This window comes from Mesorhizobium sp. P2_F8 (assembly GCF_056403655.1).
On record NZ_JBFUFB010000002.1, the window covers coordinates 510935 to 523086 of the forward strand.

Annotated in this window: 11 protein-coding genes; 8 read left to right on the top strand and 3 right to left on the bottom strand. The window is 63.7% G+C overall.

Features of this window, described 5'->3' with window-relative positions; all coding sequences use genetic code 11:
- Nucleotides 1-4: 4 nt before the first annotated feature.
- Nucleotides 5-928: an aldose 1-epimerase gene (locus AC1DZP_RS06155; protein WP_477300848.1), complete on the bottom strand. Its 924-nt coding sequence runs from the start codon at nucleotides 926-928 to the stop codon at nucleotides 5-7.
- A gap of 52 nt (nucleotides 929-980) precedes the next feature.
- Between AC1DZP_RS06155 and AC1DZP_RS06160 the strand changes: the two genes are divergently transcribed.
- The 8 genes from AC1DZP_RS06160 (at nucleotide 981) to AC1DZP_RS06195 (ending at nucleotide 9250) form a co-directional block, all read left to right on the top strand.
- Nucleotides 981-1781, top strand: a complete 801-nt coding sequence (locus AC1DZP_RS06160; protein WP_477300850.1) for a FadR/GntR family transcriptional regulator — start codon at nucleotides 981-983, stop codon at nucleotides 1779-1781.
- Nucleotides 1778-3505, top strand: coding sequence for an IlvD/Edd family dehydratase (locus AC1DZP_RS06165; protein WP_477300852.1), 1728 nt, complete (start codon nucleotides 1778-1780; stop codon nucleotides 3503-3505). Before AC1DZP_RS06160 ends, AC1DZP_RS06165 begins: the two co-directional genes overlap by 4 nt.
- Nucleotides 3506-3518: 13 nt before the next feature.
- The gene (locus AC1DZP_RS06170; RefSeq protein ID WP_477300854.1) at nucleotides 3519-4295 is read left to right on the top strand and encodes an SDR family NAD(P)-dependent oxidoreductase; all 777 of its coding nucleotides are present in this window, start codon (nucleotides 3519-3521) and stop codon (nucleotides 4293-4295) included.
- Between the two features lie 32 nt (nucleotides 4296-4327).
- Nucleotides 4328-5326 carry an AraD1 family protein gene (gene araD1, locus AC1DZP_RS06175; protein ID WP_477300856.1) on the top strand — a complete coding sequence of 333 codons (999 nt, stop codon included), beginning with the start codon at nucleotides 4328-4330 and terminating at the stop codon, nucleotides 5324-5326.
- 52 nt (nucleotides 5327-5378) lie between these two features.
- The gene (locus AC1DZP_RS06180; protein WP_477300858.1) at nucleotides 5379-6404 is read left to right on the top strand and encodes an ABC transporter substrate-binding protein; all 1026 of its coding nucleotides are present in this window, start codon (nucleotides 5379-5381) and stop codon (nucleotides 6402-6404) included.
- 76 nt (nucleotides 6405-6480) lie between these two features.
- A complete protein-coding gene (locus tag AC1DZP_RS06185) occupies nucleotides 6481-7584 on the top strand; it encodes an ABC transporter ATP-binding protein (RefSeq protein WP_477300860.1) in 1104 nt (367 codons plus the stop codon).
- Nucleotides 7581-8453, top strand: coding sequence for an ABC transporter permease (locus AC1DZP_RS06190; protein ID WP_477300862.1), 873 nt, complete (start codon nucleotides 7581-7583; stop codon nucleotides 8451-8453). The genes AC1DZP_RS06185 and AC1DZP_RS06190 overlap by 4 nt, the downstream gene beginning before the upstream one ends.
- The gene (locus tag AC1DZP_RS06195) at nucleotides 8450-9250 is read left to right on the top strand and encodes an ABC transporter permease (RefSeq protein ID WP_095080914.1); all 801 of its coding nucleotides are present in this window, start codon (nucleotides 8450-8452) and stop codon (nucleotides 9248-9250) included. The genes AC1DZP_RS06190 and AC1DZP_RS06195 overlap by 4 nt, the downstream gene beginning before the upstream one ends.
- Nucleotides 9251-9294: 44 nt before the next feature.
- Here AC1DZP_RS06195 and AC1DZP_RS06200 read toward each other — a convergent pair whose 3' ends face one another.
- Nucleotides 9295-10704, bottom strand: a complete 1410-nt coding sequence (locus AC1DZP_RS06200; protein ID WP_477300864.1) for an FAD-binding oxidoreductase — start codon at nucleotides 10702-10704, stop codon at nucleotides 9295-9297.
- 162 nt (nucleotides 10705-10866) lie between these two features.
- On the bottom strand, nucleotides 10867-12126 hold the full coding sequence (locus tag AC1DZP_RS06205) for an ABC transporter substrate-binding protein (protein ID WP_477300866.1): 1260 nt from the start codon (nucleotides 12124-12126) through the stop codon (nucleotides 10867-10869).
- Nucleotides 12127-12152: the final 26 nt, after the last annotated feature.

The window sequence follows — 12152 nt, forward strand, 5'->3', positions numbered from 1 at the left end:
TCGGTCAGACCGCCTGTGAGGGCGTGAAGCGAACGCTGGCGGATCGCATCTGGCCGGGCGCCAGCACGATGCGGCCGGTGTCGATGCCCGCGTCGCGGTTGAAGGCATCGGTGATGTTGGTGACGGGCTCGGCGCAAAAGAACGGCTCGTTGGGCGGCGTGTAGAGAACGAGGAAATCAAGCGGCACCTCGGCCTCGATCTCCAGTTGCCGTCCATGCTCCGGCCAGCAAATCCGGGCCCGGCGCGTCCATCCGGTGAAGACGGTATCGAAGTCCGTCTCGGACACATCGWAGCCCGTGGTCGGGTTGGCACCGGCCGGCGGCAGGACGTGGCGGGTTGGCAAGATGTCCGCATCGGTTTCCCACATGCCGGACACCGGCGCCTGGACATGCGTCCACGGCGTCGACGGGAAATAGGGATGCAGGCCGAAGCCGGCCGGCATCGGCGTGTCCGAGAGATTGCGCAGCGAGATGGTGATGCCCAGACTGCCATCGGCCAGCGAGATGACTTGCTCGGCCTCGTAGCTCCATGGCCAGGAATCGGCGGCGTGGCGATAGCGCAAGACGACAGCGCTGGGTTCGTGCCGCTCGACTGTCCAAGGCCGGCGCCAGCCATGGCCGTGCTCATGATGCGGGTCATCGGGGCTTGTCGGCAGTGTGACGGTACGACCAGCGAAGGCGAAGCGACCACCCCTTATGCGGTTGGAATAGGGAACCAGTGGGAAACAGGCCATGGCGTCGGCATCGCGGCGGCTGATCGCCGCCTGATCGGCGGGGCGTAGCAAGTCCACGACAGAGCCGTCTTGCCGCCAGCGATACGACGCTACCGCACCCCCGGCGGCCGGAGCAATCTCGGCCGTCGCAATGCCGTCGCTGATCGAAAGCAGCTCTGTGTGCTGCTCCACAACGGCTGCTGAATTCTTTGTCATCGGCATGTCCCCATCCCTTGACTCCAATCGCCACGGCTATAAGACATATCATATGAATAGTATGAAGAATAAGAAATCTTTTAGCACGGCGCGGACTTCGCGCGTCGCCGTCGCGGTTTCCAGCGGCTCCACGGCACTGCACGCAACTGTTGTCGAGCAGATCGGGTTGCGCATCGTGCAGGGCGATTTCCTGCCCGGCGAGGCACTGCCCAATGCGGACGATTCCAGCGAGATGCTGGGGGTCAGCCGCACGGTGCTGCGCGAGGCGATCAAGGTTCTGGCCGGCAAGGGGCTTGTCGAATCGCGGCCGAAGACCGGGACAAGGGTGCGTCCTCGCTCCGACTGGAACTTCCTCGACCCGGACGTCCTGTCGTGGCGTTACGCCAGCGGCGTCAGCGCCGACGATGTGCGGGCACTGTTCGAACTGCGCCGGGCCATCGAGCCGATGTCGGCCGCACTCGCCGCGCAGCGCGCCACGCCGGCACAGATCGCCGAGATCAATGCGGCGCTCGCCGAAATGGAAGCCGTTGTCGATGATGGCGACCGCTTCGCCAAGCCTGATCTGCTGTTCCACCAGACCATTCTGCGCATGACCGGCAACGAGCTGATCGGCTCGCTCGCGGCACTGGTCGAAACCGCTCTGGTGATGAGCTTCCGCCTCTCCAACGACAATCCGGAAGGACAGCGCCACTCTTTGCCGCTGCACCGGGAAGTGGCTGAGAAGATAGCCGCGCGCGACGCAGCCGGCGCGCAGAAGGCACTACTGGTGCTCATCGACAATGCCGAGGACGACGTGCGCCGTAGCGTCGAGAACCGCAACAAACGCCGCCAGGATCGGGGCCAGCAATCGTGACCGAGATCAAACGCAAACTGCGGTCCGAGGCCTGGTTCGGCGGCGAAGGCAAGAACGCCTTCATGCACCGCAGCTGGATGAAGAACCAGGGCATTCCCGCCGACGCTTTCGACGGCCGCCCGGTGATCGGCATCTGCAACACCTGGTCGGAACTGACGCCATGCAATGCGCATCTGCGCGCCCTGGCCGACCACGTCAAACGCGGCGTCTATGAGGCCGGCGGCCTGCCGCTGGAATTCCCGGTCATGTCTTTGGGCGAGAGCAACATGCGCCCCACCGCCATGCTGTTTCGCAATCTGGTCAGCATGGATGTCGAGGAATCCATTCGCGGCAATCCTATCGACGGCGTCATCCTGCTGGTCGGCTGCGACAAGACCACGCCTGCGCTGCTGATGGGTGCTGCGTCATGCAATCTGCCGACCATCACCGTTTCCGGCGGACCGATGCTCAACGGCAAGTTCCGCGGACAAGATATTGGCTCGGGCACACATGTCTGGAAATTCGCCGAAGAGGTGAAGGCCGGCCGCATGCCGGTCGCCGATTTCCTGGCCGCCGAACAGGGCCAGAGCCGGTCGGCGGGCAGCTGCATGACAATGGGCACGGCTTCGACCATGGCCAGCATGGTGGAGGCGCTCGGCATCGGCATGCCGGACAATGCCGCGATCCCGGCGGTGGATTCACGCCGTGGCGTGCTCGCCCAGATGGCCGGACGCCAGATCGTCGAGCTGGTCCGCAAGGATGTGACGATTGCGCAGATCCTCACCAAGCAAGCGTTCGAGAACGCCATTCGCGTCAATGGCGCGATCGGCGGCTCGACCAATGCAGTGCTGCACCTGATCGCCATCGCCAACCGTGTCGGCGTCGATCTCAGCCTCGATGACTGGGACCGCCTTGGCCGCGACGTTCCGACCATTGTCGATTTGATGCCATCGGGCCGGTTCCTGATGGAAGATTTCTACTATGCCGGGGGGCTGGCTGCGGTCATGGCGTCGCTTGATGAAGTGGGGCTTCTTCATCGCGACGCCATGACCGTCAGCAACAAGACCATTGGCGAGTTGATCGACGGCGCGCCCAACTATAACAGCGAGGTCATCCGCCCGCTGAGCGACCCGCTGACCAGGGAAGGCGGCATCTCGATCCTGCGCGGCAATCTGGCGCCCAACGGGGCGGTCATCAAACCGTCGGCGGCGACGCCCGAGCTGATGCAGCATYGCGGCAAGGCGATCGTCTTCGAAAACATCGAGCACTACTACGCCCGCATCGACGATCCGGAGCTGGATATCGACGCCTCTTCGGTGATGGTGCTGAAGAACTGCGGACCGCGTGGCTACCCCGGGATGGCCGAGGTCGGCAACATGCCGCTGCCGGCCAAGCTGCTGAAGCAAGGCGTCTCCGACATGGTGCGCATCTCGGACGCGCGCATGAGCGGCACCGCCTACGGCACCGTGGTGCTGCATGTGGCGCCGGAAGCAGCGGCCGGCGGGGCGCTGGCGCTGGTGCGCGATGGCGATCTCATCGAGCTGGACGTGGCCGGCCGGCGCCTGGAGCTTTTGGTGTCGGACGAGGAACTGGCTATCCGCCGGCACAACTGGCAGCCGCCGACGCCGCCCGAAGGCGGTTACCAGAGCCTCTATGTCGAGCGCGTTCTGCAGGCCGACAAGGGCTGCGATTTCGACTTTCTCGTCGGTCGGCGCGATGCCGGCATCCCCCGGCATTCCCACTAGAGAGGCGCGCGCGATGGATGAAATCGGCGGCTACGCCACCTACCCCAGCCTCAAGGATCGCAGCGTCTTCATAACCGGCGGTGGCAGCGGCATCGGCGAAAGCCTGGTGCGCCATTTCTGCGCGCAAGGCAGCCGCGTTGCCTTTGTCGATCTAGCCGAGGAGCCGTCGCAGCGCCTGGTCGACGCGATCGCGGCGGATGGACATCGTGCGCCGCTGTTCATTGCCTGCGACCTGCGCAACGTCGAGCAACTGCAGGCGGCAACGGTGCAAGCGATGCAGCACAACGGCCCGATCCAGGTTCTGTGCAACAATGCCGGCAACGACGATCGCCATCAAACCAATGACGTGACGGTCGCCTATTGGGACGACCGCATGGCGGTCAATCTGCGCCACCAGTTCTTTGCGGCGCAAGCGGTGCGCCCGCAGATGGGCTCGCTGGGCGGCGGCTCGATCATCAATTTCGGTTCCATCACCTGGATGGTCGGCGATCCCGATTGCCCCGCTTATGTGACGGCCAAGGCGGCGGTTTACGGCATGACGCGGGCGCTGGCCCGCGAGCTTGGTCCCGAGCGCATCCGCGTCAACTGCATGGTGCCTGGCTGGGTGATGACAGAGCGCCAGATGCGCCTGTGGCTGAACCCGGCCGGAGAGCGGCAGATCGAGGAGCGACAGTGCCTGCCCGACCGGCTGCAGCCCTCCGATATTGCGCGCATGGCGCTGTTCCTGGCCGCCGACGACAGCCGCATGTGCACAAGCCAGCAATTCATCGTCGATGCGGGCTGGGTGTGACCCGCACGGCCCCAAGGGAAGAAGGGTACCTCATGCGTCTTGTTCAGTTCAGAATGTCCGATGGCAACAGGCGGGTTGGCCGCGTCTCCGACGACGGCAATCACCTGCACCCGCTCGAAAAGACCAGCACCGTGCTGGAACTGGCCGAAGCGGCAATTGCTGAGGGCGTTTCCATCGCCGCACTTGTCGAGAAGCGGACGGGCACTGCAACGGTCGACTATGACGAGCTGTTGCGCGATGGCCGCGTACTGGCCCCGGTCGATCATCCCGAACCGGCGCGTTTCCTGGTCACCGGCACGGGCCTGACCCATACCGGAAGTGCCGCGGCACGCGACAAGATGCATGTGCTTACGCATGGCGAGGACGCCGAGGAATCCGATTCACTGAAGATCTTCCGCATGGGTCTCGAGGGCGGCAAACCCGCCGCCGGGCAGATCGGAATCCAGCCCGAATGGTTCTTCAAGGGCGTCGGCACCTGCGTCGTGCCGCCCGGCGCTGCGCTGCCGATGCCGGCCTTCGCGCGCGCCGGCGCGGAAGAGGCCGAGATCGTCGGGCTCTATCTCAATGGGCCGGATGGCCACCCCTATCGCATCGGTTATGCGCTCGGCAACGAATACTCCGACCATGTGACGGAAGCCGAGAACTACCTTTATCTCGCCCATTCAAAACTCCGCTCCTGCTCGATCGGCCCGGAGCTTTTGATCGGCGACCTGCCCGATGAAGTGCGCGGCCATTCCCGCATCCTGCGCGACGGCGCCGTCATCTGGGAGCAGGAGTTCCTGTCGGGCGAGGCGCACATGTCGCATTCGATCGCCAATCTCGAACATTTCCATTTCCGCTACCCGATGCACCGCAGAGCAGGCGACCTGCATGCCTACTTCTTCGGCGCGGCGGTGATGAGCTACGCCTCCGGCATCAAGACGGCTTCCGGCGACGAGTATGAAATCCAGGCACAGACATTCGGAAAGCCACTGCGCAATCGGATGGAGTCGGTGCCGGACGAGGGACTGGTCGCCGTCACCCAGCTGTGACGGCAAAGGTCCGGAAACTGCGGTCCACCAGAACGACAATGGGAGATTAAAAATGGGACTGAAAAAACTGTTTCTAAGAATGGCGGCAATCGGCCTCGGCATCGGCCTGATGACATCGGCAGCCTTGGCCGCGAACCTTCGGGTTCTGGCCTGGGACGGCTACGCCGACCCGGACTGGGTGAAGGACTTCACCGCGGCAACCGGCATCGGCGTCGATGTCGTGTTCATCGGCAGCGACGACGAGATCTGGGCCAAGATCAAGGGCAGCGAAGGGCAGGACTTCGACGTCTTCGCCGTCAACACCGCCCAGTTGCAGCGCTACATCAAGGCCGATCTGGTGTCGCCGATCGACGTGACGAAACTGGCCAACCAGAAAGAGGTGCTGCCGCGCTTCCGCGATCTCACGGCGGTGAGCGGCGTCACCAAGGACGGCAAGGTCTATGGCATTCCGTTCTGCTTCGACTCGATCGGCCTGATCTACGACACCGACAAGGTCAAGCCGGCACCGACATCGATGTCGGTCCTCTGGGACCCGGCCTACAAGGGCAAAGTCCTGGCCTACGACAATGGCGAGCACAATTTCTCGTTCACCGCGCTAACGCTCGGCTACAAGGATCCGTTCAATCTGAATGAAGAACAGATGGCGGCGGTCAAGGCCAAATTGGTCGAACTCAAGCGCAATGTGCTGAGCTTCTACACCACCGCCGACGAGGCGCAGCAGATCTATCAGAACAATGACGTGGCACTGATCTGGGCCAATTATGGCCAGCAGCAGGTCAAGGCACTGCAGAAGATCGGCGCCCATGTCGCCTACGTCAATCCAAGCGAGGGTGCGCTTGCCTGGCTCGACAACTGGGTCATCTCCAAGGGCGTCCGCGACAATGCGGCGGCCGAGAAATGGATCGACTTCATGCTGAGCAAGAAGGTCAGCGGCGAGCTTTCCGAGCGAACCGGTTTCGGCAACACGGTGACGGAAACCGGCAGCGCCGGCGGCAACGACAAGCTGGTCTGGCTCAACAATGTCGAGGACCCGCTGAAGCGGTCGGACATGTGGAACGAGATCAAGGCCACGCCCTGATCTTTCCGCACGAAGACTTCGAAGGACCCGGCGGTCCGGACGTTCCGGACCGCCGAAGCGTATGCGAGAGTATTCTATGAACCAGAACACCGACCTCTTGACGCTGCGGTCCGTCTCGAAATCCTACGGCACCGTTCCGGTGCTGCACGACATCGACCTGTCGATCAAGGACGGTGAGTTCCTGACCGTTCTTGGACCGTCAGGCTCCGGCAAGACCACGGTGCTGCGGCTGATCGGCGGGCTGGAACCACTGACGTCGGGCGAGATCCGGCTCGACGGCCAGGACATCAGCCGCATGCCGATCAACCGGCGGCCATTCAACACCGTGTTCCAGGACTATGCGCTGTTCCCGCATCTGACCGTTTCCGGCAATGTCGGCTACGGGCTCTCGGTTCGGCACGTGCCGCGCAAAGAGATTGCGCGCCGCGTCGCGGAGGCGCTGGAGCTTGTCCAGCTCGGGCGTTTCACCGACCGCTTTCCAGCCCAGCTCTCCGGTGGCCAACGCCAGCGCGTCGCCTTGGCCCGCGCGCTGATCTGCCAGCCGCGCCTGATCCTGCTCGACGAGCCGCTGGCGGCGCTCGACCTGGAGCTGCGCCGGCAAATGCAGGAGTTCCTGAAATCCATCCAGCGCGAAATCAAAACCACCTTCCTGTTCGTCACCCACGACCAGGAAGAAGCGATCGGCATGGCCGATCGGATCTGCGTCATGCAGGCCGGCCATATCCGCCAGCTCGGCACGCCGCACGAGCTTTACTACAAGCCGAATTGCGAGTTCGTGGCGCGCTTCTTCGGCGAGAACAATCTGGTGGCCGGAAAGCTTGGATCCGTCCAGGACGAACTGCGATCGATCGAGACGACGCTCGGACGCCTGGTCTGTTCGATCCGTGACCAGCCGCATTTGAAGACCGCGGCGGATGGCGCCAGTGCCTTCGCTGCCTTCCGTCCCGAGGCCTTGCACCTTGCCTATGCAAAGGACACAGAGAACCGCTTCTCCGGCACGATCGCCGACATGGCCTTCGCCGGCTCATCGACCGTTGCCACCATCACGGCCGGCGCCGACCATGCTGCGCAACGCTTGCGGTTGCGCATGCCGAGCCGGGTCGACGGCAGCACGCTGAAATCCGGCGCGACGATCTCCCTTGCGTTTGCGCCGCATGAAGGCCACCTGGTGCTGGCATGAGCGGAACCGGCACGATACCGCTCGCGGAACGGCGATGGTCGCTGCTGGTGACGGTGCTGGCTTTCGCCTTGCCGGTGGTCTTCGTCCTCGTGCCGCTGGCGATCTTCCTCGGTTATAGCTTCTTCAGCGTCGACCAGGGCACGATCGTTCATACGCTGTCACTGGGCAACTATGTCCGCTTCTTTACCGATCCGATCTTTCTTCCGGTATTCTGGAACACCATTGTGCTGTGTCTCTCGGTGGCGGCAATCTGCATTCTGCTCGCCTATCCCGCCGCCTATTTCCTGACGACCCTGAAGGGGCGCTGGCGCTATGCCTTGCTGATGCTGCTGCTGGTGCCGCTGCTGATGAGCTACGTCATCAAGATCTATGCGATCCGCAGCATCCTCGGCCTTAACGGCTTTCTCAACAAGGCGCTGGTCAGCCTCGGCATCCTGCAGGAGCCGTCGACGCTTTTCGTGTTCAACATGAACGCCATCCTGCTGACGCTGACGCTGCTGCTGATCCCGTTCGCCATCCTGCCGATCTTCCTGTCGCTGGAGCGGATTCCGCAGGTGCTGCTGCGCGCCTCCGACGATCTGGGCGCAAGCGGCCTGCAGACGTTCCTGCGCATCACCTTGCCGCTCAGCCTGCCAGGCGTCGCCTCGGCGGCGAGCTTCGTGTTCGTGCTGGCGATCGGCGATTTCCTGACCCCGCAAATGGTCGGCGGGATCAGCGGCTTCACCTTCGGCCGCATCCTCTACAGCCAGTTCGGCACGGCCTACAATTGGCCGTTCGGTGCGGCGCTGTCAGTGGCGCTGGCAGTCGTGGTGATCGCGGCAATTCTTGTCGGCGAGCGCTTCGGCCGAAACCGGGGGACAGCGATATGACCGCCCTGCCCCGGCTATCCACTGTCTTTCTGGCTGCGATCACGACATTGGTCGCGGTGCTGCTCTACAGCCCGCTGGCCGTGCCGATCGTGTCGTCGTTTTTCACCATTGCGCATGGCAATGTCGACTGGTCGTCGCCGACGCTTGCGACCTATGTCGCCCTGGCCGAAAACCACGATATTCTGGCCGCCTTGCGGACCACGCTGATCGTCGGCGTCTGCACCGTCATCCTGTCGGTGGTCAGCGGAACGCTTCTGGCGCTCTACTATCACAGCCGCCGTTCCGGGCGCACGCTGCTGCAGTTCATCATCTTCCTGCCGTTCCTGATGCCGCCGATCATCAGCGGTCTGGCGCTGCTGATCTTCTTCCGCGAGATCGGCCTTGAACGCTCGCTGCTGACGGTGGTCATCGGACATACGGTTTTCGTGCTGGCGATCGTCTATCGCACGGTGCTGATGCGGCTGCAGTCGATGAGCCGCACGCTGGTCGAAGCATCCTACGATCTCGGCGCCACCGGCTGGCAAACGTTCTGGCGCATCGTCCTGCCGAACCTGTCGAGCGCCATGGTCGGCGGTGCCATCCTGGCTTTCGCGCTGTCGTTCGACGAGACCATGATCACCATCCTGGTCACCGGCACCCAAAGCACGCTGCCGGTCAGGCTGTGGGCGATGATGCGGCTTGGCTTTTCACCCGACATCAATGCGCTGGTGGCGCTGATCCTGATGTTCACCGTACTGCTTTGCGTGCTCGCCGCGCGTTTTCTCATCCCCAGGCAAGTCGCGACGGAACGGACCTGAGTGCGCGGCAGTCACTGCCGACGGATGTCGCAGTGCCACGTTGACTACAGGCCGGCCGCTAAGGCAGACGGGACCAGGTCGAAGACCCGCCCCGGATTGAGGATGTTTCTGGGGTCGAGAGCTGTCTTCAGCCGCCGCATCGTGGCGATCTCGGCATCGCTGCGGACCAGATGCAGCCATTTCTTCTTGTCGAGGCCGATGCCATGCTCGGCCGAAACGCCCCCTCCCGCTGCCGCCACGCCGCGATAGACGATATCGTATGCCGCCGCCGGATCCACCGTGCGGACCTGGTAGTGCAGATTGCCGTCACCGAGATGGCCGAAGACATAGATGTCGGCGCCGGGATCCATGGCATGGATGGCAGCGTCCGCTTCTCGCAGGAAAATACCCATCCGCGCCAGCGGGATGCTGATGTCGACGCCGACAAGGCCTTTGATCGAAAACAGGACGCGATTGGCGTCCTCGCGCACCGCCCACAGCGCCCGAACTTCGCGCGGCGACTGCGAGACGACCACATCGTCGACCACGCCGTCCTCGACCGCCTGCATCAAGACCTCGGCGAAGCGCTCGCCGTCGCGTTCGGGCTCGCTGCCCTGGATCTCGGCCAGCACGTAGACAGGCGAACCCGCCGGCAGCGGCGCCGGCATGTCCATGCTGGCGACCATCGCGTCATAGAGCGGCGCGAAGTTGACTTCATAGGCAGACAACAGCGGGCCGAGCCTTTGCCGCAGCAGCCCAAGCAGGGCGATCGCCGCATCGAGCGATGGGAGTGCGCAGAAGGCGTTTACCTCGGACACCGGCTTCGGATGCAGCCTGAGCGCCGCGCGTGTGACGACACCGAGCGTCCCTTCCGTGCCGATGAAGAGCTGGCCGAGGTCGTAGCCGGAATTGTCCTTGGGCAGGCCCTTCATCGAGGTCAGCACGCTGCCATCGGCAAGCACCGCCTCCAGCCCCAGAACCTGCGCTCGGTACATGCCGTAGCGCAGCACGCGGATGCCACCGGCATTGGTGGCGACATTGCCGCCAACTGTCGCAGAACCACGCGCGCCGATATCGACGCCGAACATCAGACCGGCGCCGTCGGCCGCCTCCTGCACCGCCTGCAGCGTTGCGCCCGCCTCGGCGACGATGCTGGCAGCCAGACGATCCGGTGCATCGAGACCGGTCATGCGTTCCAGCGACAGCACGATTTCGCCAGGCTGCACGCGCGCGGCGCCGGTCAGCCCGGTGCGTCCGCCCTGCACGACAACTGGCTGGCCGAGATCGTTGCATGCGGCTAACGCGGCCGCGACACCCTCGGTGTCGCGCGGGCGCAGCACTGCTTCGGGCAAAGCGCCGAGCTTGCCATCGGGATCGTCGCGATAGCGCTGATCCACGGCCGAGCCGGCGAGCACACCGCCCGCACCCAGCCTGTCGCCGAGAGCAGATAGAAGTTTTTCAGTTTCAGGCGACATTGGCCAATCCTGTTGATGGGCCAATCCTATTCGTGATCGCCTGCCGGTCAAACCCTTGTCCGTGTAATCGATATGGTTCTCACGGCCATCCATGGGCGACACAAACTGACCGTCCGGCGTCGATCGCGATGAGATCGGATCGACGCTGGGCGACAAGTTGTCTTACTGAAGTTTGGCCTGCAGCGCGTTGACGTCGTCGGTGGTCATTTCGCCGTCGGTCGTCACCTTGCCGTCGACGATCTTCCAGAGCCGGAAGGGGCCGGTGATGTCGCCATATTTGTCGAAGGCGACGGGACCGATGACGCCTTCGTAGCGGATCGGCTTGCCGTCCTTGATCAGGCCGAGCGCCTTGGCGAATTCGTCCTTGCCGGCAAAGATCGGCGTGCCGGCCGGGTCGACCGCCTTGTACATCGCTTCCTTGATCTTGGCCGGATCCTCGGAGCCGGCAATGGCGATGGCGAGGCCGACGATGGCGCCCGCATCGTAGGAACGGTCGGCCGCCGGATTGGACGGCTCGATGCCGGAAAATTCCTTGTAGTTCTTCGTGAAATAGTCGGTGGAGGCCGTCGGGCTGGTGCCGGACGACGTGCCATAGGCGTCCTTCAGATAGTCGGCGCCAACAGACTCGATGAAGTCAGGGCTGTTCATGCCGTCATTGAGCAGGAATTTCTGCACGCCACCCTGCGATATCCAGGTGCGGGCAACCGTCGCGCCGTCGACCGGCGTGCTGACGAGATAGAGCCCGTCCGGCTCGCCGGCCATCGCCGCCGTCACTTCGGAAGCATAGCTCGACTGCTTTTCGTTGTAGGGCGTGTCGGAAACGATGGTCCCGCCGAGCGCTTTGTAGGCGCGCGAGAACTCGGCCACCATGTTGACGCCGAAGTCGTTGTTGACGTGGATGATCGACAGCCTCTTGAAGCCCTTGTCGACGGCGTATTTGGCGGCGGCGACGCCCTGCAGCGCATCCGAGGTGATGGTGCGGAAGAAGATGCCATTGGTCTTGCCGTCGCGGCCGAGCGCCGTCAGCGTCGGCGAGGACGAAGCCGGCGACACCTGGACGATCTTGGCCGGTGCCGTGACCGAGGTCAGGATCGGGATCGACACCGACGAGATGATGCCGCCGATGATGACCGGCACCTTCTTGACCTGAACCAACTGGGTGGCGGCGTCGACCGCGATGTTGCCCTGGCTCTGGCTGTCGCGCGTGTCGGTTGCCAGGTCGCAGCCGCGCACGCCGCCGGCGGCATTGATGTCGCGGAAGGCCATCTCGACCGATTTGGCGCCGGCCTGACCATATTCGCCGGCCGGGCCGGTCAGTTCCATGACGAGGCCTACGGTGATCTTGCAATCGGCCGCTTGCGCCGCACCGGCCATCGTTACGAGGGCGAGCGCGGTGGTGAGTTGAAGTATCGTCTTTCTCATTGTTGTTCCCCTTTGAGCTACACGAA

Bases quoted from the DNA above. Each gene is read 5' to 3' on its own strand.
- AC1DZP_RS06160 (WP_477300850.1), top strand. From the start codon at position 981: ATGAATAGTATGAAGAATAAGAAATCTTTTAGCACGGCGCGGACTTCG.
- AC1DZP_RS06170 (WP_477300854.1), top strand. From the start codon at position 3,519: ATGGATGAAATCGGCGGCTACGCCACCTACCCCAGCCTCAAGGATCGC.
- araD1 (WP_477300856.1), top strand. From the start codon at position 4,328: ATGCGTCTTGTTCAGTTCAGAATGTCCGATGGCAACAGGCGGGTTGGC.
- AC1DZP_RS06180 (WP_477300858.1), top strand. From the start codon at position 5,379: ATGGGACTGAAAAAACTGTTTCTAAGAATGGCGGCAATCGGCCTCGGC.
- AC1DZP_RS06185 (WP_477300860.1), top strand. From the start codon at position 6,481: ATGAACCAGAACACCGACCTCTTGACGCTGCGGTCCGTCTCGAAATCC.
- AC1DZP_RS06190 (WP_477300862.1), top strand. From the start codon at position 7,581: ATGAGCGGAACCGGCACGATACCGCTCGCGGAACGGCGATGGTCGCTG.
- AC1DZP_RS06195 (WP_095080914.1), top strand. From the start codon at position 8,450: ATGACCGCCCTGCCCCGGCTATCCACTGTCTTTCTGGCTGCGATCACG.
- AC1DZP_RS06200 (WP_477300864.1), bottom strand. From the start codon at position 10,704: ATGTCGCCTGAAACTGAAAAACTTCTATCTGCTCTCGGCGACAGGCTG.
- AC1DZP_RS06205 (WP_477300866.1), bottom strand. From the start codon at position 12,126: ATGAGAAAGACGATACTTCAACTCACCACCGCGCTCGCCCTCGTAACG.